At 50.9% G+C, this 20,079-nt stretch carries 24 protein-coding genes; 9 read left to right on the forward strand and 15 right to left on the reverse strand.

Going from position 1 to position 20,079, the window contains the following annotated elements:
* Positions 1 to 32: 32 nt before the first annotated feature.
* From rnt to nemR, 4 genes are all read right to left on the reverse strand, one after another.
* Entirely contained in the window at positions 33 to 680 is a 648-nt protein-coding gene (gene rnt / locus D9736_RS04390; RefSeq protein WP_130224722.1) for a ribonuclease T, read from the reverse strand.
* Positions 681 to 782: 102 nt separating this feature from the next.
* Positions 783 to 1,190: a lactoylglutathione lyase gene (gloA, locus tag D9736_RS04395; RefSeq protein WP_130257794.1), complete on the reverse strand. Its 408-nt coding sequence runs from the start codon at positions 1,188 to 1,190 to the stop codon at positions 783 to 785.
* A gap of 80 nt (positions 1,191 to 1,270) precedes the next feature.
* Positions 1,271 to 2,368: an N-ethylmaleimide reductase gene (nemA, locus tag D9736_RS04400; RefSeq protein WP_130257795.1), complete on the reverse strand. Its 1,098-nt coding sequence runs from the start codon at positions 2,366 to 2,368 to the stop codon at positions 1,271 to 1,273.
* 35 nt (positions 2,369 to 2,403) lie between these two features.
* Complete coding sequence (gene nemR / locus D9736_RS04405; RefSeq protein ID WP_130257796.1) at positions 2,404 to 3,003, reverse strand: DNA-binding transcriptional regulator NemR; 600 nt, start codon at positions 3,001 to 3,003, stop codon at positions 2,404 to 2,406.
* Positions 3,004 to 3,105: 102 nt separating this feature from the next.
* On the opposite strand from nemR, the gene D9736_RS04410 reads away from it, so the two are divergent.
* The 3 genes from D9736_RS04410 (at position 3,106) to sodC (ending at position 4,891) form a co-directional block, all read left to right on the forward strand.
* Complete coding sequence (locus tag D9736_RS04410; RefSeq protein ID WP_024258169.1) at positions 3,106 to 3,345, forward strand: DUF1289 domain-containing protein; 240 nt, start codon at positions 3,106 to 3,108, stop codon at positions 3,343 to 3,345.
* Positions 3,346 to 3,393: 48 nt separating this feature from the next.
* Positions 3,394 to 4,290 carry an aldo/keto reductase family oxidoreductase gene (locus D9736_RS04415; protein ID WP_130218984.1) on the forward strand — a complete coding sequence of 299 codons (897 nt, stop codon included), beginning with the start codon at positions 3,394 to 3,396 and terminating at the stop codon, positions 4,288 to 4,290.
* A gap of 79 nt (positions 4,291 to 4,369) precedes the next feature.
* The gene (gene sodC, locus D9736_RS04420) at positions 4,370 to 4,891 is read left to right on the forward strand and encodes a superoxide dismutase [Cu-Zn] SodC (RefSeq protein ID WP_130224726.1); all 522 of its coding nucleotides are present in this window, start codon (positions 4,370 to 4,372) and stop codon (positions 4,889 to 4,891) included.
* On the opposite strand, the gene D9736_RS04425 is transcribed toward sodC, so the two are convergent.
* Genes D9736_RS04425 through D9736_RS04435 form a run of 3 tightly spaced genes read right to left on the reverse strand, consistent with a single transcriptional unit; the run spans position 4,892 to position 8,000 of the window.
* Complete coding sequence (locus D9736_RS04425; protein ID WP_130257797.1) at positions 4,892 to 6,904, reverse strand: FUSC family protein; 2,013 nt, start codon at positions 6,902 to 6,904, stop codon at positions 4,892 to 4,894.
* On the reverse strand, positions 6,904 to 7,761 hold the full coding sequence (locus D9736_RS04430) for an HlyD family secretion protein (RefSeq protein ID WP_130257798.1): 858 nt from the start codon (positions 7,759 to 7,761) through the stop codon (positions 6,904 to 6,906). The genes D9736_RS04425 and D9736_RS04430 overlap by 1 nt, the downstream gene beginning before the upstream one ends.
* Positions 7,762 to 7,763: 2 nt before the next feature.
* Complete coding sequence (locus D9736_RS04435; protein WP_130208178.1) at positions 7,764 to 8,000, reverse strand: DUF1656 domain-containing protein; 237 nt, start codon at positions 7,998 to 8,000, stop codon at positions 7,764 to 7,766.
* Positions 8,001 to 8,200: 200 nt separating this feature from the next.
* Between D9736_RS04435 and slyA the strand changes: the two genes are divergently transcribed.
* Entirely contained in the window at positions 8,201 to 8,635 is a 435-nt protein-coding gene (gene slyA / locus D9736_RS04440) for a transcriptional regulator SlyA (RefSeq protein ID WP_130257799.1), read from the forward strand.
* Between the two features lie 46 nt (positions 8,636 to 8,681).
* On the opposite strand, the gene slyB is transcribed toward slyA, so the two are convergent.
* Complete coding sequence (gene slyB / locus D9736_RS04445; RefSeq protein ID WP_064530029.1) at positions 8,682 to 9,149, reverse strand: outer membrane lipoprotein SlyB; 468 nt, start codon at positions 9,147 to 9,149, stop codon at positions 8,682 to 8,684.
* A 274-nt stretch (positions 9,150 to 9,423) separates the two neighbouring features.
* Between slyB and anmK the strand changes: the two genes are divergently transcribed.
* From anmK to pdxY, 5 genes are all read left to right on the forward strand, one after another.
* Positions 9,424 to 10,545, forward strand: coding sequence for an anhydro-N-acetylmuramic acid kinase (gene anmK / locus D9736_RS04450; RefSeq protein ID WP_130257800.1), 1,122 nt, complete (start codon positions 9,424 to 9,426; stop codon positions 10,543 to 10,545).
* Between the two features lie 85 nt (positions 10,546 to 10,630).
* Positions 10,631 to 10,960 (forward strand): C-type lysozyme inhibitor, encoded by a 330-nt coding sequence (gene mliC / locus D9736_RS04455; RefSeq protein ID WP_130208174.1) that lies wholly within the window; start codon positions 10,631 to 10,633, stop codon positions 10,958 to 10,960.
* 58 nt (positions 10,961 to 11,018) lie between these two features.
* Positions 11,019 to 11,675, forward strand: coding sequence for a pyridoxamine 5'-phosphate oxidase (pdxH, locus tag D9736_RS04460; RefSeq protein ID WP_064530026.1), 657 nt, complete (start codon positions 11,019 to 11,021; stop codon positions 11,673 to 11,675).
* Positions 11,676 to 11,803: 128 nt separating this feature from the next.
* Complete coding sequence (gene tyrS / locus D9736_RS04465; RefSeq protein WP_053264059.1) at positions 11,804 to 13,078, forward strand: tyrosine--tRNA ligase; 1,275 nt, start codon at positions 11,804 to 11,806, stop codon at positions 13,076 to 13,078.
* Positions 13,079 to 13,139: 61 nt separating this feature from the next.
* Positions 13,140 to 14,000: a pyridoxal kinase PdxY gene (pdxY, locus tag D9736_RS04470; protein WP_130219000.1), complete on the forward strand. Its 861-nt coding sequence runs from the start codon at positions 13,140 to 13,142 to the stop codon at positions 13,998 to 14,000.
* Between the two features lie 44 nt (positions 14,001 to 14,044).
* On the opposite strand, the gene gstA is transcribed toward pdxY, so the two are convergent.
* From gstA to D9736_RS04505, 7 genes are all read right to left on the reverse strand, one after another.
* Complete coding sequence (gstA, locus tag D9736_RS04475; protein ID WP_130224742.1) at positions 14,045 to 14,650, reverse strand: glutathione transferase GstA; 606 nt, start codon at positions 14,648 to 14,650, stop codon at positions 14,045 to 14,047.
* A 105-nt stretch (positions 14,651 to 14,755) separates the two neighbouring features.
* Complete coding sequence (gene dtpA, locus D9736_RS04480; protein ID WP_064530078.1) at positions 14,756 to 16,258, reverse strand: dipeptide/tripeptide permease DtpA; 1,503 nt, start codon at positions 16,256 to 16,258, stop codon at positions 14,756 to 14,758.
* A 609-nt stretch (positions 16,259 to 16,867) separates the two neighbouring features.
* Entirely contained in the window at positions 16,868 to 17,503 is a 636-nt protein-coding gene (gene nth, locus D9736_RS04485) for an endonuclease III (RefSeq protein WP_130257801.1), read from the reverse strand.
* Entirely contained in the window at positions 17,503 to 18,198 is a 696-nt protein-coding gene (gene rsxE / locus D9736_RS04490) for an electron transport complex subunit RsxE (protein WP_130257802.1), read from the reverse strand. Before rsxE ends, nth begins: the two co-directional genes overlap by 1 nt.
* Positions 18,199 to 18,201: 3 nt before the next feature.
* On the reverse strand, positions 18,202 to 18,822 hold the full coding sequence (gene rsxG / locus D9736_RS04495) for an electron transport complex subunit RsxG (protein WP_130219004.1): 621 nt from the start codon (positions 18,820 to 18,822) through the stop codon (positions 18,202 to 18,204).
* 3 nt (positions 18,823 to 18,825) lie between these two features.
* Positions 18,826 to 19,884: an electron transport complex subunit RsxD gene (gene rsxD / locus D9736_RS04500; protein WP_130257803.1), complete on the reverse strand. Its 1,059-nt coding sequence runs from the start codon at positions 19,882 to 19,884 to the stop codon at positions 18,826 to 18,828.
* Positions 19,885 to 20,079, reverse strand: a 195-nt coding sequence (locus tag D9736_RS04505) for an electron transporter RnfC (RefSeq protein ID WP_130257804.1), incomplete at its 5' end; no start/stop codon positions are given.

Consider the following 20,079-nt stretch of genomic DNA (forward strand, 5'->3'; position numbering starts at 1 on the left):
GAATCATTGCATGTCATCAGGCATCGACTCGATTACACCTCTTCGGCGGCAGGCAGCGGCCAGCCTCCCAGACGTTTCCAGCGATTGACGATTTCACAAAACAGCACAGCAGTGCGTTCGGTGTCGTACAGCGCGGAGTGCGCCTGGGTGCTGTCGAAGTCCATCCCCGCGGTCTGGCAGGCTTTTGATAATACGGTTTGTCCGAGTGCCAGCCCGGCCAGTGCCGCGGTGTCAAAAGTGGCGAAAGGGTGGAATGGGTTACGTTTCAGTGAGGCGCGTTCTGCGGCGGCCATCATAAAGCTGTGATCAAAATTGGCGTTGTGCGCCACCATAATGGCCCGGTTACAGCCGCTCGCTTTAATGCCTTTACGTACAACTTTAAAAATTTCGTGCAGCGCCTCGTATTCGCTGACCGCGCCGCGCTCGGGATCGTTCGGGTCAATGCCGTTGAAGGCGAGGGCCTCTGGCTGCAAATTTGCGCCGACAAATGGTTCGACGTGGAAATGTAATGTGGTGTCCGGCATCAGCCAGCCTTGTTCATCCATTTTCAGGGTGATGGCGGCAATCTCAAGCAGCGCATCGGTTTTGGCGTTAAATCCGGCTGTTTCAACATCGATCACAACAGGATAAAAACCACGAAAACGGTCGCACAGACCGGTAAGTTGAGCGTTATCGGACATCTGATTCTCTTAATACGGATAAATTGCAGCGCGCATTATGACAAATATTACTTGTCGATGCAGTAAAGATGCGGGCGCGATGAGTTCGCGCCCGGCAGGAGATTAGTTGCCCAGACCGCGACCGGCGTCTTTCTCTTCGATTAATTCAATTTTGTAACCATCCGGATCTTCCACAAACGCGATAACCGTAGTACCGCCTTTTACCGGACCCGCTTCACGGGTGACGTTACCCCCGTTCTGACGGATTTTTTCGCACGCTTCAGCGGCGTTATCTACGCTAAGCGCGATGTGACCATAAGCAGTGCCGAGTTCGTATTTATCCACGCCCCAGTTGTAGGTCAGTTCAATCACCGCTTCTTCGGTTTCCGGGCCGTAGCCAACAAACGCCAGGGAGTATTTGTATTCCGGGTTATCGCTGGTACGCAGCAGTTTCATGCCCAGTACTTTGGTATAAAAATCGATGGAGCGTTGCAGATCGCCAACGCGCAGCATGGTATGAAGAAGACGCATCTTTATATCCTCAAAATGGCTAACAGATTCAAAATGTTGTTTTAGTATAGCGGCGGCTTTGCGCCGCTCGCAATGTTGGATTACAGCGTCGGGTAATCGGTATAGCCTTCCGCACCGCCGCCATAGAAACTTTCAGCACGCTGTGGGTTAAGCCCGGCTTTGCGCTGCAAGCGGGCGACCAGATCCGGGTTCGCAATCCAGTCACGCCCAAATGCCACCGCATCAATTAACCCTTTACCGATCAGCATTTCTGCTTTTTCTACCGTGTATGCACCTGCGCCGATAATCGGACCGTGGAAACGGGCGCGTACTTTTTCGCGAAACGCCTCGGTATATGGTTTGCCGCCTGCCCAGTCTGGTTCTGACATATGCAGGTAAGCAATGCCGCGTTTGCCCAGTTGTTCAATCAGATACAGCGCATCGGCTTCTTCATTCGGGCCGTTATCCGTATTCTGGAACGTACCGATTGGCGAAATGCGAATGCCAATGCGATCGGCTCCCCATTCTTTAATCCCGGCATCAACGACTTCCAGTACCAGGCGTGCGCGATTTTCCACGCTGCCGCCGTACTGATCGGTACGATGGTTTGAAGAAGGGGAAAGGAACTGATGCAGCAAATAACCGTGAGCAGAGTGGAGCTCCACCAGATCAAACCCGGCTTCACGCGCGTTAGCGATGGCCTGACGGAAATCGTTGACGATACCCGGAATCTCTTCCAGTTCAAGCGCACGCGGCATGGATGTTTCAACACGGATCGCCTGACCATTTTCATCGCGCAGAGAAGTACGTGTTCCCGCGCTAAGTGCTGAAGGTGCTACCGGTGCCTGGCCGCCAGGTTGCAGGCTGGCGTGAGAAATGCGTCCGGTGTGCCACAGCTGTACGGCCATATGACCATTTTCAGCATGAACGCCAGCGGTGATTTTTTTCCATGCGGCAATTTGCTCCGGGCTATGGATGCCAGGCGCGCCTGCATATCCTTTTGCCTGAGCAGAAATTTGCGTGGCTTCGCTAATAATCAAACCAGCACTGGCACGTTGGCGATAGTATTCCGCCATCAACGGAGTCGGGATGTCACCCGGTTCAATACTGCGCAGACGCGTTAGTGGTGCCATAAAAATACGGTTTGCCGCCGTGATCGCGCCCACTTTCAGTGGGGAATACAGTTTTTCAGATGACATAAAGGCTCCCGGTCGTCTGGTGATAAAAAAGCCTACTAAACGGCAGGCGTCGCAATAATGGTTTTTACATGTGCTAGCGCGTTTTCCAGTGGCTCGGAATTGCGCGAAATTTTGGCCTGCAGATTCGCACCCAGCCATAGTGCGTAAAGCACTTGCGCCTGTTGCAGCGGTTCGCCACAAAAGGTTAAACAATGGCTATCACGGCCATTTTCCAGCGCCTGCGAGAGCAGGGCGATCACGCCGCTAGCGCCTTTATCCATCGCGCTGCGCATATCTTCTGACAGATCGCATACTTCGGCAGAGAGTTTTACTGTCAGGCAACCACTGATGGTTCCGTGTTGGCAAAACTGGTTCAGCGTCTGCTGGTAATAAGCCAGTATGCGGTCGCGGTAATTACCTTCGCCGGATTGCAGTAACTCTGTTAGTCGCTGGTGGTATGCTGCGTAATGACGTTCAAGCATGGCAACGCCAAACGCTTCTTTAGAGCGAAAGTAGTGATAGAAGGACCCTTTCGGCACTTCAGCGGTTTTTAGTAATTCGCTTAGCCCCATCCCGGTGAATCCACGTTGCAGGCAAAGTTGCTCGCCCGTCGCCAGGAGATGTTCACGAGTATCATGTTCAGTGTGTTTGTTCATGCGTTGGAGTGTAGTAGACCAGTCGGTCTAGTGCAAGCAAAGTTGCTACTTTGGGCATTAACAGCTTCAATAGTGGTAATAATCTCATTTCAGGAGGGCGAAGTGGCGGAGCAACTAGAGTTCTTTCCCGTCCAGAGCCCGTGCCGGGGAATTTGCCAGTCTGACGAACGCGGGTTTTGTCGCGGCTGTTTTCGAAGCCGGGACGAGCGTTTTAACTGGAATAATATGAGCGATGGCGAAAAACAAGAGGTGCTGCGCCTTTGTCGCCAGCGGCTGATGCGTAAATTACGCGCGAATAAGCCAACGTCATCAGATGAACCGGAGCAACCATCACTCTTTTGAGCATAATCTTGCGTATACTCCTCTCATATCTGATAAGAGGAAGCGATTATGGTTCAGCGTATTACTATTGCGCCGCAAGGCCCGGAGTTTTCCCGTTTTGTGATGGGCTACTGGCGACTAATGGACTGGAATATGTCTGCCCGTCAGTTGGTTAGCTTTATTGAGGAGCATCTGGATCTCGGCATTACCACCGTGGACCATGCTGATATATATGGCGGCTATCAGTGCGAAGCGGCGTTTGGCGAGGCGCTGAAGCTGGCACCTCATCTGCGTGAACGGATGGAAATCGTCAGCAAATGTGGCATCGCAACAACTGCACGTGAAGAAAACGTTATTGGTCATTACATCACTGACCGCGACCATATTATTAAAAGCGCCGAACAGTCGCTGATTAATCTTGCGACCGATCATCTGGATCTGCTGTTAATCCACCGTCCCGACCCGTTAATGGATGCCGATGAAGTGGCGGATGCGTTTAAACATCTGCATCAGAGCGGCAAAGTGCGCCATTTTGGCGTCTCCAACTTCACGCCTGCGCAATTTGCCCTGTTGCAATCACGCCTGCCATTTACCCTTGCCACTAATCAGGTGGAAATATCCCCGGTGCATCAGCCGTTGCTGCTGGATGGCACGCTCGACCAACTGCAACAACTGCGTGTTCGTCCGATGGCGTGGTCGTGCCTTGGTGGTGGACGTCTGTTCAATGATGATTTTTTCCAGCCGCTGCGTGATGAACTCGCTGTGATAGCCCAGGAATTAAACGCGGCCACTATTGAGCAGGTTGTTTATGCCTGGATATTACGTCTGCCATCGCAGCCGCTGCCGATTATCGGCTCCGGTAAAATTGAGCGCGTGCGGGCAGCTGTCGAAGCGGAAGCATTGAAAATGACCCGCCAACAATGGTTCCGTATCCGTAAAGCGGCACTGGGTTACGACGTACCATAAACACTTTTAGGAATAGCCGCCGTTCAAATATGTGTCACTGGTTTACACTTAACGGGTATGCACAATGAACGGAGGTCCTATGAAGCGTTTTAGTCTGGCTATTCTGGCGCTGGTTGTTGCGACCGGCGCACAAGCGGCCAGTGAAAAAGTCGAGATGAACCTCGTTACGTCGCAAGGGGTTGGGCAGTCAATAGGTAGCGTAACTATTACTGAAACCGATAAAGGTCTGGAGTTTTCACCCGATCTGAAAGCATTACCCCCCGGTGAACATGGCTTCCATATTCATGCTAAAGGACGCTGCCAGCCAGCCACCAAAGATGGCAAAGCCAGCGCCGCGGAATCTGCAGGCGGGCATCTTGATCCACAAAAAACCAACAAGCATGAAGGGCCGGAAGGTGCGGGACATTTAGGCGATCTGCCTGCGCTGGTGGTCAATAATGACGGCAAGGCGACCGATGCCGTTATTGCGCCTCGTCTGAAATCACTCGATGAAATCAAAGACAAGGCGCTGATGATCCACGTTGGCGGCGATAATATGTCCGATCAGCCTAAACCGCTGGGCGGTGGCGGTGAACGCTATGCCTGTGGTGTTATTAAGTAGTTAAGAGGCCAGCGTACCTTGCGGCGGTGCTTGCTCAAGTTGCGAAAGCGAGCAGTATAGTCGCCAGACAATCGCTGCCAGCTCACGGGCAGCAGGCTGATGATGCCGGGCAAGGCTGTCGCAAATCCGCTGTAATTCTTCAAGTGTGGCAGCCAGCGATTTTTGCTGAACGCCACGCTCACTCATCACTCCCCGCAACAGCGAAATACAGTTATCCCGCACTTGTGATAACGGATCAGAACGTGACTCCCACTCGCGTAATTGCCAGACAACATGCGAACAGTTCAGTAGCACCACCCCCCAACGTAATAACCAGCGGCGCGCCAGCGCATCCTGGCTGTTGCTCAACTGACTGACGTGATGATAAGTGAGCGATTCAAATTCGCTTTCACTCAGTGTTGGATGGCGGCTTAGTTGATCGACAAAATCCCGGCGCAGCGCGCGAATATGACGACGGCTTTTACGAGCATCTGATCCTGGACGCAGAATGGCGAACGCTAACCACGCCAACGCCACGCCAACGATTTTTGCCAGATTATCGTTAAGAAAATCAGCAAAATCATACACCGGGGGATTAGTGACAGCGATAAATGATCCCATAAAAATAATCAGTTGCCCCCATAATGCAGCTTGTTTTGGCAATTGTATTTTGAGTAGCTGCATCGTTGCCAGCAGGGGGAAAAGAAACAGCAAAAATTGCCACAGCTCGCTAATTTGGACCATCAGGCCAAATTTAACCACAAAGCTAAAGAACGAAAGCAATACCAGCGTGCGCATCAGCAGCGACAATGACTTAAACGGTGCTGCGACGGCGGAGTAAAGGACGCAGCTAATTGCAGCCAGGGTTAATGCATTGGCTCCGGCATCCCATTGCGAGGCAATACTCCACGCACCAATCATCATCAACGTACAAAATGTCCGCAGCCCGCTCCACATGGCTTCTGCATTATCGGTATGACGTGCCAGCCCGGACGCGCGAGGGAGTCTGGTTTGATCATCTACGCCGCTTTGCAGGCGATGTAATTCCTGACTACTTTGCAGATAAAGGCGGCAAAAATAACGTAGTCGCTGCCAGAAAGCGACGTGCCGGTAGTCAGCTGAGTTCGTCGGGCGTAGCGGGGCAATAATGCGTGCGACGGTGTAAAAATCCGTTTGCCCGCTGGCGAGTGCCGTTAGCAACTGTTCAAGAATTTCCCGTATAGCACCAGGGGGTGATGGCCAGTTGAGCAACATACGCCGCAAGCTCGAAATGACGCTGGTCATGCGTAATTGCTGGTGGAGTAACGCATTGAGGCGCGCGTTTTGCTGGCGGAAGCGATAGTGGCTCCAGAACGCCTGAATTCGCAGTAAATTCATGGTCAGTATTTGCCCAATCACCCCTTCATGTGCGGTACGAATGGCATCGGTTGTTTCAGGCTGCCAGAGTAAACTGGCATGTTCCAGTAAACGGGCGTGCATGTTTTTCAATGCGGTTAAAAGGGCAGTGGCATCGGAAGTGCTCGGCAGAATCATCATCATCATCCCACCGCAGAGAATACCGACGATCACTTCGCAAACGCGCGCCTGGGCGATGTCCCACAACTGGCTTGCTTCAGTGATATTGACCATCGGGAAGGCGATAATCGCTGCTGTGTAACCCGCCAGTTGAAACGCATAGGCCACGTTATTCGTGAAATGCGCGCAGGCCCAGGTACAAAAACCAAGCCATGCCGACATGCTCAACAGGAAGAACCACGGCTCGTTGAGAGTATGCCCGGCAAGGATTAGCGCCGCGATAGCCCCCATCAAACTGCCAGCGATGCGCCCCAGGCTTTTGCTGATGACACCGCCAACTGTCGGAAAGCTCACTACCGCAGCTGACGTCATCGCCCAATAGGGCTCGTCCAGATTTAAATAATAAGCAACAGTCAGCGCCAGACACATGGCAAGGGTATTGCGCAACGCGTAGCGCCATTGTGCCAGCGTGGCCTTAAACCAGGGCAGATTGCGCAGAGACCATGACCAGGCGTTCATTACTGACCTACTGCGATACTACAGGTTGTGCCGGATACCAGCGTGACATCGCCGGGAACATTATCAAGGGCAAAGCGAACCGGGACGCGCTGGGCGAGACGAACCCAGGGAACGTTAGGTTTAACGTCTGGAATCAGGCTGGAATCGTTTTCCACACTCTGATCATAAATTGCCCGACCGATACTGGAGACGTGACCCTGTAACGTTTTGTTGTCGCTATAGAGCGTAATGTGTGCTGGCGCACCGTCGCGGATATGCCGCAATTTGGTTTCTTCAAAATAACCAATGACGTAAAACGAGTGACTGTCCACCAGGGCAAACAGCGGTTTTCCTGTGTCGGCGTAGTCGCCGATGCGGGTAGTAAGGTTGGTGACCCATCCGCTGACCGGGGCGCGAATTTCCGTTTGTGCCAGTTGCCATTGTGCCTGTTTCAGCGTTGCTTGTGCGCCATCGACACTGGCCTGCATCGCTTTAACATTGAGGTTTGCCGTATCCAGTTCTTCGGCAGAGATAAAATTTTGCGAGAGATGACGGCGGCGATTGGCCTCATTATTGGCTCTGGCAAGATCAGATTGCGCTTTCGCCAGTTGGGCCTGGGCATTCAGTTCGGCAATCTGGAAGGGTGTTTTATCGATAGTGAACAGAATATCGCCAGCGTTAACCAACTGGTTGTCTTTTATATTCATCTCAACAATACGTCCGGACACTTGTGGGGTGATAGCGACCTGTTCCGCGCGTATTTTGCCATCCCGCGTCCACGGTGACTGCATGTAATAGTTCCAGAGCCACCACCCGGCGAGAACGGCAACTACTGCTACAATTATTGTTGAGAAATACTTAATGGTTTTAATTGACATAGTTACCACGCAATCAATATTGCCAGGGCGGAGCATACGCAGATCGCAAACAGCGACAAATCCATTAACAAGGGATGCCAGATGTCGCCCGCGTAGATCCAGTCGCGAAGCAGGCGGTGCAGGACAAGCCATACGACGAATCCAAGCGCGAAGGCTTTGAAAAACGGAGGAAAGTAGACGGATGCACCGAACACCAGATCTTGTAGGGGCAATCCTGTTGCACTATGCATAAACTTCACAAAATAGATTCCTTTGAGGCTGAGTTTATTGCTTTAGATTAATAAATATTGTTTATGTGAGAGAAAATTACTCGCTATTTCTGAAAAGCATGTCTGACGGTAAGCAAATGCAGCAATCCATTTGTTTTAGCAATACAATTGCTGCACACTATTCTAAAAGCCGTATAATATCTTAGCAAGCTAATTATAAGGAGATGAAATTGGAATCGCCACTAGGTTCTGATCTGGCACGGTTGGTGCGCATATGGCGTGCTCTGATAGACCATCGCCTGAAACCCCTGGAGTTAACGCAAACCCATTGGGTGACGTTGCACAATATACATCAGTTACCTCCAGACCAGTCGCAAATTCAACTGGCAAAAGCGATCGGCATTGAGCAGCCATCACTGGTTCGTACGTTGGACCAACTGGAAGAAAAAGGGTTAATTTCGCGTCAAACTAGTCCCAGCGATCGGCGGGCCAAACGTATTAAACTGACGGAAAAGGCGGAGCCGCTGATTAGCGAAATGGAAGCTGTTATTAACAAGACCCGGGCGGAAATTTTGGATGGGATTTCAGCAGAGGAACTGGAACAACTGATTAGGCTCATTGCAAAACTTGAGCATAATATTACTGAGTTACAGGCCAAAGGGTGAAATAAAGGGGGCGTGTGGCCAGGTCGCTGACCACACGTCAACTTGTTTAGCGCGGGGAAACCGTCACCTGGCTGCCGTTGCTGGCCAGAACGACACGTTGTCCCGGAGAGAAATGGGTATTGCCCTGTTTCTGTACCACCATGATGGTGTTGCCATCATCTTTACGAATTTCCAGCTCCACACCCTGTGTTTTGTTCATTGCGCTCTGTACGCCCTGACCGGCTACACCACCCGCGACGGCACCTGCTGCGGTAGCCAAAGAGCGTCCAGTACCGCCACCAACGGTATTACCAAGAAAACCACCGAGAACCGCACCGCCAATTGCGCCGATGACGTTGGAATCATCACCGCCCTGAATCTGTACCTGCCGTACGTTCACGATTGTGCCGTAGCTGACATTCTGCACTTGCTTCGCTTCAGAGGCAGTATAAACATCGCCAGATAGGGTATCGTTGTTAACACAACCAACAAGAGAAAGACCTACCATTGATACAACCAGTACGCGTTTAATCATTGAAAAATCTCCTGATTACCATGAAACGCCTCACAAGCATCCCTAATGGTCAAAGTAAACCGCATTAGTATAACCATGATTACATGTTCCACTAAAACATGATTAAATCATAATTAGAGTAGGGTTAACCAAGTATAAACAAAACATTCATATTAGTTATTGATGTGAATATAATCTTTTACTACCAACAATAAAAATCGGCTCTTATGCATGGAATTCGCGAAAGGTTTGTGTTTGAGTGGAACGCAAACATCAGGTTGAAAAAGGATGAACTATGAAATCAGGCCGCTTTATTGGGGTTATGTCAGGTACTAGCCTGGATGGTATCGATGTTGTGTTAGCGACGATCGATGAACACCGGGTGGCGCAGCTGGCGAGTTTGAGCTGGCCGATTCCCCCATCAATCAAACAGGCGGTGCTGGATATTTGCCAGGGGCAACAGCTTACGCTCTCCCAGTTTGGTCAACTGGATACCCGACTTGGCTGCTTGTTTGCGGATGCCGTTAATGCACTATTAAAAGCAGAAAATTTACAGCCGAAAGATATCGTAGCTATCGGTTGTCATGGCCAGACCGTCTGGCACGAACCCACGGGCGTCGCGCCACATACGCTACAGATTGGTGATAACAATCAAATTGTTGCGCGGACTGGAATTACCGTCGTCGGGGATTTTCGCCGTCGCGATATCGCCTTAGGTGGCCAGGGCGCACCGCTGGTACCTGCTTTTCATCACGCATTGCTGGCCCATCCAACTGAGCGGCGAATGGTGCTTAATATTGGTGGTATTGCCAATCTGTCACTACTCATTCCAGGAATGCCGGTAGGTGGCTACGATACCGGACCGGGCAACATGCTAATGGACGCATGGATCTGCCGTCAGGTCGGTAAACCTTACGATAAAGACGCTGAGTGGGCGCGGGCGGGCAAGGTTATTCTGCCGCTGCTGCAAAAAATGCTTAGCGATCCCTATTTTTCCCAGCCAGCACCCAAAAGCACCGGGCGCGAATACTTTAACTATGCCTGGCTGGAGCGTCATCTACGCGATTTCCCTGGCCTGGATGCGCGAGATGTCCAGGCAACACTGGCGGAACTCACCGCCGTGACCATTTCTGAACAAGTCTTGTTGAGCGGTGGCTGCGATCGATTGATGGTATGTGGTGGCGGAAGTCGCAATCCGCTGCTTATGGCGCGTCTGGCTGCATTACTGCCAGGTACTGAAGTGACCTCCACCGATGCCGTTGGCATTAGTGGCGATGATATGGAAGCGTTAGCCTTCGCATGGCTTGCCTGGCGAACGCTGGCTGGGCTGCCCGGCAATCTACCTTCCGTTACCGGCGCAAGCGAGGAGACGGTGCTGGGCGCTATTTTCCCTGCCAACCCGCGATATCAGAGTTAACTGAATTTTTCTTACTGCGTCTGCCGTTACACTTGGAAGTTGAGGAGGGCGTTTTTGCCCTCCGGACCAGGAAAGTCTTCGGGATATGTTTATGAAAAAACTGTTACTACTTTGTCTGCCGCTATTTCTTACCGGCTGTGGCGCGTTTAATCAACTGGTTGAGCGCATGCAAACTGATACGCTGGAATACCAGTGTGATGAAAAACCGTTGACGGTCAAACTGAATAATCCGCGTCAGGAAGTTAGTTTTGTTTACGATAATCAACTGCTGCACCTTAAACAGGGTATTTCAGCTTCTGGCGCACGTTATACCGACGGTATCTACGTTTTCTGGTCAAAAGGTGATGAGGCGACGGTCTATAAACGTGACCGCATCGTCTTGAATAACTGTCAGTTACAAAATCCACAGCGTTGAGATTTTTCCAGGGGCGGCGCACAATAGCGTCACCCACTGACAATTTGTAAAGAAAACCATGGCTGATAACGACGAATTGCAGCAAATCGCGCATCTGCGCCGTGAATACACTAAAGGCGGTTTACGCCGCCGCGATCTTCCCGCCGATCCTTTAACCCTTTTTGAACGCTGGCTTTCTCAGGCCTGTGAAGCCAAACTGGCCGATCCTACTGCGATGGTCGTCGCCACCGTTGATGAACATGGCCAACCCTATCAGCGCATTGTTTTACTAAAACATTACGATGAAAAAGGGATGGTGTTTTACACCAACCTCGGCAGCCGTAAAGCACACCAAATCGAAAATAATCCGCGCGTTAGCCTGCTTTTCCCATGGCATACCCTGGAACGGCAGGTAATGGTTATCGGTAAAGCGGAACGTCTTTCGACTCTCGAAGTGATGAAATATTTTCATAGCCGCCCGCGTGATAGCCAGATTGGCGCGTGGGTATCGAAGCAATCCAGCCGTATTTCTGCGCGTGGGATCCTTGAAAGCAAATTCCTGGAATTGAAGCAGAAGTTTCAGCAGGGCGAAGTGCCGTTGCCGAGTTTTTGGGGCGGTTTTCGCGTCAGCCTTGAACAGATTGAGTTCTGGCAGGGCGGTGAGCATCGGCTGCATGACCGCTTTTTGTACCAGCGTGAAAACGAGGCGTGGAAAATCGATCGCCTCGCACCCTGAAAAGATGCAAAAATCTTGCTTTAATCGCTGGTACTCCTGATTCCGGCACTTTATTCTATGTCTCTTTCGCATCTGGCGAAAAGTCGTGTACCGGCAAAGGTGCAGTCGTTATATACATGGAGATTTTGATGGCAAGCAGTAACTTGATTAAACAATTGCAAGAGCGGGGGCTGGTGGCCCAGGTGACGGACGAAGAAGCGTTAGCAGAGCGACTGGCGCAAGGCCCGATCGCGCTCTATTGCGGCTTCGATCCTACCGCTGACAGCTTGCATTTGGGGCATCTTGTTCCATTGTTATGCCTGAAACGCTTCCAGCAGGCGGGCCACAAGCCGGTTGCGCTGGTAGGCGGCGCCACGGGTCTGATTGGCGACCCGAGCTTCAAAGCTGCCGAGCGTAAGCTGAACACTGAAGAAACTGTTCAGGAGTGGGTGGACAAAATCCGCAAGCAGGTTGCCCCGTTCCTCGATTTCGACTGCGGAGAAAACTCTGCTATCGCAGCGAACAACTATGACTGGTTCGGCAATATGAATGTGCTGACCTTCCTGCGCGATATCGGCAAGCACTTCTCCGTTAACCAGATGATCAACAAAGAAGCGGTTAAACAGCGTCTCAACCGTGAAGATCAGGGGATTTCGTTTACCGAGTTTTCCTACAACCTGTTGCAGGGCTATGACTTTGCCTGCCTGAACAAACAGTACGGTGTGGTGCTGCAAATCGGCGGTTCTGACCAGTGGGGTAACATCACCTCTGGTATCGATCTGACCCGTCGTCTGCATCAGAACCAGGTGTTTGGCCTGACCGTTCCGCTGATCACCAAAGCAGACGGCACTAAGTTCGGTAAAACTGAAGGTGGTGCAGTATGGCTGGATCCGAAGAAAACCAGTCCGTACAAGTTCTACCAGTTCTGGATCAATACTGCTGATGCTGACGTTTACCGCTTCCTGAAGTTCTTTACCTTTATGAGCATTGAAGAGATCAATGCCCTCGAAGAAGAAGACAAAAACAGCGGTAAAGCGCCACGCGCTCAGTATGTGCTTGCGGAGCAGGTGACGCGTCTGGTTCACGGTGAAGAAGGTTTGCAAGCTGCGAAACGTATTACCGAGTGCCTGTTCAGCGGTTCTCTGAGTGCGCTGAGTGAAGCGGACTTCGAACAACTGGCGCAGGACGGCGTACCGATGGTAGAAATGGAAAAAGGCGCTGATCTGATGCAGGCGTTGGTTGATTCTGAACTGCAACCTTCCCGTGGTCAGGCGCGTAAAACTATCGCCTCTAATGCCATCACCATTAATGGTGAAAAACAGTCCGATCCAGAATACTTCTTTAAAGAAGAAGATCGTCTGTTTGGTCGTTATACCTTACTTCGTCGCGGCAAAAAGAATTACTGTCTGATTTGCTGGAAATAATGCATTAAGTGGAAAGGGGGGGTGAGAAATCACTCCCCCTGATTTTTATACAGGGAACACGATGAAAAATATTCTCGCTATCCAGTCTCACGTTGTCTATGGTCATGCGGGTAACAGCGCGGCAGAGTTTCCAATGCGCCGCCTGGGCGCGAATGTCTGGCCGCTCAACACCGTTCAATTTTCTAATCACACTCAATACGGCAAATGGACCGGCTGTGTTATGCCGCCCAGCCATTTAACCGAAATTGTGCAAGGCATTGCTGCCATCGATAAGTTGCACACTTGTGATGCTGTATTAAGCGGCTATCTGGGGTCGGCGGAGCAGGGCGAGCATATCCTCGGTATTGTCCGTCAGGTTAAAGCGGCGAACCCGCAGGCGAAATATTTTTGCGATCCGGTAATGGGACACCCCGAAAAAGGCTGTATCGTTGCGCCAGGTGTGGCGGAGTTCCACGTGCGTCACGGTCTTCCTGCCAGCGATATCATCGCGCCAAATCTGGTTGAGCTGGAAATCCTCTGCGAGCATCCGGTACATAACGTCGAAGATGCGGTTAAAGCTGCGCGCGAACTTATTGCTCAGGGGCCTGAAATCGTACTGGTGAAACATCTGGCGCGTGCCGGTTACAGCACAGAACGTTTTGAAATGCTGCTGGTCACTGCCGATGAAGCATGGCATATCGACCGTCCTCTGGTAGATTTTGGCACGCGTCAGCCAGTAGGTGTTGGTGATGTGACGAGCGGGTTACTGCTGGTGAAACTACTACAGGGCGCAACGTTGCAGCAGGCGCTGGAGCATGTGACCGCGGCGGTATACGAAATTATGGTAACCACCAAAGCGATGCAGGAATATGAGCTGCAAGTTGTAGCTGCACAGGATCGTATTGCTAAACCAGAACACTACTTCAGTGCGACGAAGCTCTGAAAAGTGTCTTGTCGGCCCACAGTATCCTGCGGGCCGATAAACCATTACTGCAAGCCTTCTGCTGTTAGCGCGGCTTTTACCGTCGGACGTTCAGCCATACGCTGCATATAGGCGGCAATATGCGCTAAACCTTCCAGATTCAATTTCACCCCATATGCCCAGCGCAGTACAGTAAACAGATAGGCGTCAGCAATAGTAAAACGTTGCCCGCAAATCCAGTGATCCTCTTTCAGCGCATCGTTAACGTACTGCAGTTTTTTCTCCAGCTGTGCGCGTGCAGTCGGCTTGAACTCTTCCGGTGTAGCCGGGTGAAACAGCGGAGTAAAGCCTTTATGCAACTCAGTGGCGATATAGTTCAGCCATTCGATGGTTTTATAGCGAGAAATACTGTTTACCGGAGCCAGTAACTGGCGGTCGGGGACGCTGTCGGCAAGATACTGCATAATGGCCACGCCTTCCGTGAGCAGAGTGCCATCGTCCAGCAGCAGAGCAGGAACCTGCCCTTTAGGATTAATCGCAAAGTAATCATCGCCGTTTTCCAGACGCTTTTTCATTAAATCCACACTGGTGAGCGTAAAGTCCTTTCCGCTCTCACGCAGGATGATATGGGAAGCAAGAGAGCAGGCGCCCGGTTTGTAGAACAGTTTCATCGGTAACTCCTTTTGGCTGTGGTTTAAAGTATGGTAGTGCGTTGCTGAACAAAAAAAAAGCCGCTAACGAAAAGTTAGCGGCTTGTAAAAGAGTTTCCCTGAAATTTACGCTACGGCAGCTTTCGCCGCTTTATCAGCAGCATCGTCCTGAGTCATACGATGCAGTTTCGGCGCGGTCAGCAGCATCAGCACTGCAATAACGGCAGTGGCGACACCAATCTGTAAGAACACGCGGCCATAGACTTCCAGCGACATCAGCGGATCGGTTACGTTATCCGGTACGGCCATCATACCCGCAACATAACCACCAATCAGGTTTGCACCGGCAGTGGTCAGGAACCAGCTACCCATAATAAAGCCCATCAGACGCTGTGGAACGAGCTGAGCAACCATTGCCAGACCCAGACCGGAGATCATCAGTTCACCGATACTCTGCAGGCCATAGCTTGCGACCAGCCAGCTTACAGACACGATACCAGCGTCAGAGGCGAATTTCGCGCCCAGTGGCAGGATCAGGAACGCGCCAGAACACATCACCATACCGATAGCAAACTTAGTCGGCATCGGCAGGGTATCGCCCATCTTGTTATAGATAGCGGCGAGAATCGGGCTACCAATGATGATCCAGAACGGGTTCAGTGCCTGATACTGTTCAGGTTCTACTGCCAGGCCCAGAATGGTGTGCTCAACGTTACGGATTGCAAAGAAGTTCAGAGACGTCGGCATCTGGCTGTACAGCACGAAGAAGATGATTGCTTCAAGCATCAGGATGAAAGCAACGATCATTTTACGACGTGCAGCACCTTTCATTGCAAAGGCTTCTTTACCGAAGATAACCACGATACCGAAGGCAACAACGCCCAGCGCCATACGCGCAACGTCCTGGTTGTGCAGCAGCCAGGTGGCAATAGCAATCAGCGCGACAACACCAATAATGGTTAACAGCAGATTGCGGTAGTTGATCGGCTCGAAGTCAGGTTTTGAACCGTACTGCTTAACCCAGCGTTGGCAAAAGGCGAAGTTAACGATGGTGATCAACAGACCAACTACGCTAAGGGCGAATGCGACGCTCCAGCCATACTTGGCTGCTAACCACGGCGTTGCAATCATAGAGAAGAATGAACCGATGTTGACGGACATGTAGTACATGGTGAATGCACCGTCCAGGCGTGGATCGTTTTTCTCGTAGCAAGTTGACAGCAGTGAAGACGGGTTGGCTTTAAACAGGCCGTTACCGACCGCAATTGCCGCCATACCCATATAGACGATACCGGCATCGTGACCAGACCAGGCAACCAGCGCATAACCAATCGCCAGCACAATAGCGCCAAGCATAATGACGCGTTTTGTACCCAGTACTTTATCGCCTAACCAACCACCAATAGCGACAAGACCATAAACCAGGGCGCTAAAGGAAGAGAAAAGTGTGATTGAATCCGCTTCGGACATACCCAGTTGTTTAACCAGGTAAACAGCCATAATTCCTTGTAGGCCGTAATAACCAAAGCGTTCCCATAACTCGATCGAGAAGATGAGATAGAACGCCTTCGGTTGTTTGAAAGCGTTCAAACTAACGCTTTCTGTTGGTTTTTGGTTTGCAGTGGACACTTTTACCTCTTTTTTTACATCCCATATTAACGGGGGTGCTTTCTCGCGTGATGTCTAATAAACATACGCGCAATTGTTATAGTGGGAGGGGAAACGGCAGGTAATGTTCACTATCTTGCACTTTCAGACAAGTCCTTTGTAATAATCTGTTACATATAACTGGCATGGAGAAATCATCGGCCCATTGAAATGTTATCCAGCGTTAAATTTTTCAAAAAACGTAACGGCAGATTTTTTCACTACCAGAAGAGGGGGGATACTGATATTTGGCGATATGTTCTACTGTAAGGTGTTTTATGTAGTGAGATAGTCCATTATCTGAAAAATAGACAGTGTAATGTTTTGTAGGTTTATGCCCTGGTTGAATCTATGCCTTGTCAAATTTAACTTAAATAGAGCAATATTTTTACATTATGACATCAGTGTGATCTTGATCACGAATAGATAGAAAATTTCGCTATTAAAAAAACAATTAACCTGCATTTTTGGTTATTCACAAACGGATTGCCTGACAATGATGCCGCGAGGCGGCATCATTGACGTTAACAAGATGTTTTATAAGAGGATGAGAAATAGTTATGAATGGGATAACGATGTTACCCCTTTTCGTCAGATGTCAACTTTCTCTTTGTATTCACAAAGATCTTCAATAATGCAGGAGCCACAGCGAGGCTTGCGGGCAATACAGGTGTAACGCCCGTGGAGGATTAACCAGTGGTGGCAATCGACTTTGAATTCTGCCGGAACCACTTTGAGTAGTTTTTCTTCAACCTGTTCGACATTTTTCCCCGGTGCAAATTGGGTGCGATTACAGACGCGGAAAATGTGCGTATCTACAGCAATGGTCGGCCAACCGAAAGCAGTATTCAATACCACGTTTGCTGTTTTACGCCCTACACCGGGCAGGGCTTCCAGCGCAGCGCGATCTTCCGGAACTTCGCCATTATGCTGTTCGAGCAAAATACGGCAGGTTTTGATGATATTTTCTGCTTTGCTGTTATATAGCCCAATGGTTTTGATATACGCTTTAACCCCATCGACGCCCAGTTCGAGCATTGCGGCAGGTGTATTGGCCACCGGGTAAAGCTTTGCCGTCGCCTTATTGACGCTGACATCGGTCGCCTGGGCGGAAAGCAGTACAGCAATCAATAATTCAAAAGGCGAACTGAAATTAAGTTCGGTTGTAGGATGAGGGTTGTTCTCACGCAGGCGAGTGAGGATCTCCAGTCGTTTTGCTTTGTTCATCAGACATTCCCTGTTTCACCGTTTGGCAACTCGCGTGTAGCAGCTGCTTCAGCGCGGCGCTTTTTCATTCTTTCATCAATCAGATATTTTCCCGCCAGCATCAGCCCCAGACCAATGAATGCGCCTGGCGGTAACATTGCTAACAGGAAGGGAGAATCGGTATGGAAGATCTCTACCCGAAGTACTTTGGCCCAGTTACCCAACAGCGCATCGGCACCGTCAAACAATGTTCCGTTGCCGATGATTTCGCGTAGTGAACCCAGTACGAACATGGCGCAGGTTGCGCCCATGCCTATCGAAAAACCATCAAGTGCGGAGAGCGCCGGACCTTTTTTTGCGGCGAAGGCTTCCGCACGGCCAACAACGATACAGTTAGTGACAATCAGAGGAATAAAAATCCCTAACGATTGATACAGGCCAAAGGCGTATGCGTTAATCAGCATTTGTACGGCGCTGACCACCGAGGCGATGATCATCACGTAAATCGGGATTCGGATTTCGGCTGGCGTCCAGTGACGCAGCGTCGAGATGGTCAGGTTGGTGAGAGTCAACACCAGCGTTGTCGCAAGCCCTAAACCCAGTGCGTTGGTGGCAGTGGAAGTGACCGCCAGCAGCGGACAGAGGCCAAGTAACTGGACCAGCGCAGAGTTGTTCTTCCATAACCCCTGAACAATAACGTCTTTAATTTCGCTCACGGTTTATTCTCCACAGGCAGGAAGTTGAGAAAGTTGTGCTGGCAACGTTTGGGCATACAATCCGGCGTGTTTTACCGCATTCACCACCGCGCGAGGCGTAATGGTCGCCCCGGTGAACTGGTCGAAATCACCACCATCTTTCTTCACCGCCCAGTGAGCGTCATCCGCACCGCTGATTTGTTTACCCGCAAAATGGGTGATCCAGTCAGAAAGGCGTAGTTCGATTTTGTCGCCAAGTCCCGGCGTTTCGTGATGTTCTGTCACGCGGGTGCCAAGTACCGTGCCGTTAAAATCGGCCCCAACCAACAACTGAATCGCACCGGAATAACCATCCGGCGCGGTGGCCTCCAGAACGGCAGCTACCGGTTTATCATCCTGTTTCGCGATGTAAATCCGATGTTCACCTTTTCCTAACTCTGGCGCAGTCACTATATAGCAACTTTGGGCCAGCTCGTTGTTATAGCGATCGGCTGGTAACACCTGATCAAATAACGCTTTTTGTTGCAGGCTAGCCTGTTCAGCAATCGTGGCTTTGGTCATCTGGTTGATGGCAGCCGTTAAACCTGTTGAACCAGCGGCGAACAGCGCCAGCGTAATACCGTGTTTTCGGATAGTCTTCAGCATGGTTTATCCTTTGCGATGGCCGTATACGCGTGGACGCGTGTAGTAATCGATCAGAGGAACCGTGATGTTCGCCAGCAGGACAGCAAAGGCAACGCCGTCAGGATAGCCACCAAAACTGCGGATCAGCCAGACTAATAATCCAGCCAGCGCACCGAAAAGCAGACGACCACGATTGGTGGTAGACGCGGTTACTGGATCGGTCAGAATAAAGAATGCACCGAGCATGGTCGCGCCAGACAGCAGATGAATCTGCGGTGAAGCTAGTGTTTCGGGGGCGAACAACCAACCCAGCGTTGCGCACAGGGCCAGTGTAACTAAGAAACTGACGGGAATATGCCAACGAATCGCTTTCTGCCATAGCAGCCACACGCCACCAACCAGCCAGGCGAGGTTTACCCATTGCCAGCCAGCGCCCGCGAGAACACCGCTGTAAATTGGATACTGCATAATCTGTTCAACCGAATGACCGGCGCGTACAGATGTTTTGAACGTATCCAGCGGTGTCGCCTGGCTAATGCCATCGATACCTAAGCGAAGTGTGTTCATATCACCACCACTGGCGGTATGACCGCTGAAGATAATCTGTACAGCATCAATGAATCCAGGGACGTTGACCGCAATCTCATGCGGCGGCAACCAGCTGGTCATCTGTACCGGGAAGGAGATCAGTAATACCACATAACCAATCATTGCCGGGTTAAACGGATTTTGCCCCAGACCGCCATACAGCTGTTTAGCGATGATTACGGCAAACACCGTGCCGAGTACCACCATCCACCACGGCGCAAGAGGCGGAATACTTACCGCCAGTAATAAGCCCGTTAGCAATGCTGAGTTATCTTTTAAGGTTGCAGCTACAGATTGCTTGCGCAGTTTGAGTACGAGGGCTTCGGCTAAGAGTGCACTGACCGAGGCCAACAGGATTTGAACGAGAGTACCCCAGCCAAAAAACCACAGTTGCGCAGCGATGCCAGGGACGGTTGCGACCAGCACCAGCAGCATGATGCGCGATGTCTGGCGCTGGTTATGGGTATAAGGGGAGCTAGCTATTCTGAATACCATTTAGTCCTCGTTTACAACCTTTTGCTGAGCGGCTTTTTTTGCCTGAACCCGGGCGATAGCCGCGGCAACTGCAGCTTTGCGGGGATCAACCTGTTCTTCCTGCTCTACGTTGGCCTGCTGCTGTTCCAGCTTGCGCGCTTTAGCACGGGCGATAGCGGCTTCAACGGCAGCTTTACGTGGGTCAATCTGTTCATA

Source organism: Escherichia sp. E10V10, assembly GCF_004211985.1.
In the GTDB taxonomy this organism is placed as follows: Bacteria; Pseudomonadota; Gammaproteobacteria; order Enterobacterales; family Enterobacteriaceae; genus Escherichia.

Excerpts from the sequence above, each read along its gene's own strand:
- rnt (WP_130224722.1), bottom strand. The coding sequence starts at position 680 with ATGTCCGATAACGCTCAACTTACCGGTCTGTGCGACCGTTTTCGTGGT.
- gloA (WP_130257794.1), bottom strand. The coding sequence starts at position 1,190 with ATGCGTCTTCTTCATACCATGCTGCGCGTTGGCGATCTGCAACGCTCC.
- nemA (WP_130257795.1), bottom strand. The coding sequence starts at position 2,368 with ATGTCATCTGAAAAACTGTATTCCCCACTGAAAGTGGGCGCGATCACG.
- nemR (WP_130257796.1), bottom strand. The coding sequence starts at position 3,003 with ATGAACAAACACACTGAACATGATACTCGTGAACATCTCCTGGCGACG.
- D9736_RS04415 (WP_130218984.1), top strand. The coding sequence starts at position 3,394 with ATGGTTCAGCGTATTACTATTGCGCCGCAAGGCCCGGAGTTTTCCCGT.
- sodC (WP_130224726.1), top strand. The coding sequence starts at position 4,370 with ATGAAGCGTTTTAGTCTGGCTATTCTGGCGCTGGTTGTTGCGACCGGC.
- D9736_RS04425 (WP_130257797.1), bottom strand. The coding sequence starts at position 6,904 with ATGAACGCCTGGTCATGGTCTCTGCGCAATCTGCCCTGGTTTAAGGCC.
- D9736_RS04430 (WP_130257798.1), bottom strand. The coding sequence starts at position 7,761 with ATGTCAATTAAAACCATTAAGTATTTCTCAACAATAATTGTAGCAGTA.
- slyB (WP_064530029.1), bottom strand. The coding sequence starts at position 9,149 with ATGATTAAACGCGTACTGGTTGTATCAATGGTAGGTCTTTCTCTTGTT.
- anmK (WP_130257800.1), top strand. The coding sequence starts at position 9,424 with ATGAAATCAGGCCGCTTTATTGGGGTTATGTCAGGTACTAGCCTGGAT.
- mliC (WP_130208174.1), top strand. The coding sequence starts at position 10,631 with ATGTTTATGAAAAAACTGTTACTACTTTGTCTGCCGCTATTTCTTACC.
- pdxH (WP_064530026.1), top strand. The coding sequence starts at position 11,019 with ATGGCTGATAACGACGAATTGCAGCAAATCGCGCATCTGCGCCGTGAA.
- tyrS (WP_053264059.1), top strand. The coding sequence starts at position 11,804 with ATGGCAAGCAGTAACTTGATTAAACAATTGCAAGAGCGGGGGCTGGTG.
- pdxY (WP_130219000.1), top strand. The coding sequence starts at position 13,140 with ATGAAAAATATTCTCGCTATCCAGTCTCACGTTGTCTATGGTCATGCG.
- gstA (WP_130224742.1), bottom strand. The coding sequence starts at position 14,650 with ATGAAACTGTTCTACAAACCGGGCGCCTGCTCTCTTGCTTCCCATATC.
- nth (WP_130257801.1), bottom strand. The coding sequence starts at position 17,503 with ATGAACAAAGCAAAACGACTGGAGATCCTCACTCGCCTGCGTGAGAAC.
- rsxG (WP_130219004.1), bottom strand. The coding sequence starts at position 18,822 with ATGCTGAAGACTATCCGAAAACACGGTATTACGCTGGCGCTGTTCGCC.
- rsxD (WP_130257803.1), bottom strand. The coding sequence starts at position 19,884 with ATGGTATTCAGAATAGCTAGCTCCCCTTATACCCATAACCAGCGCCAG.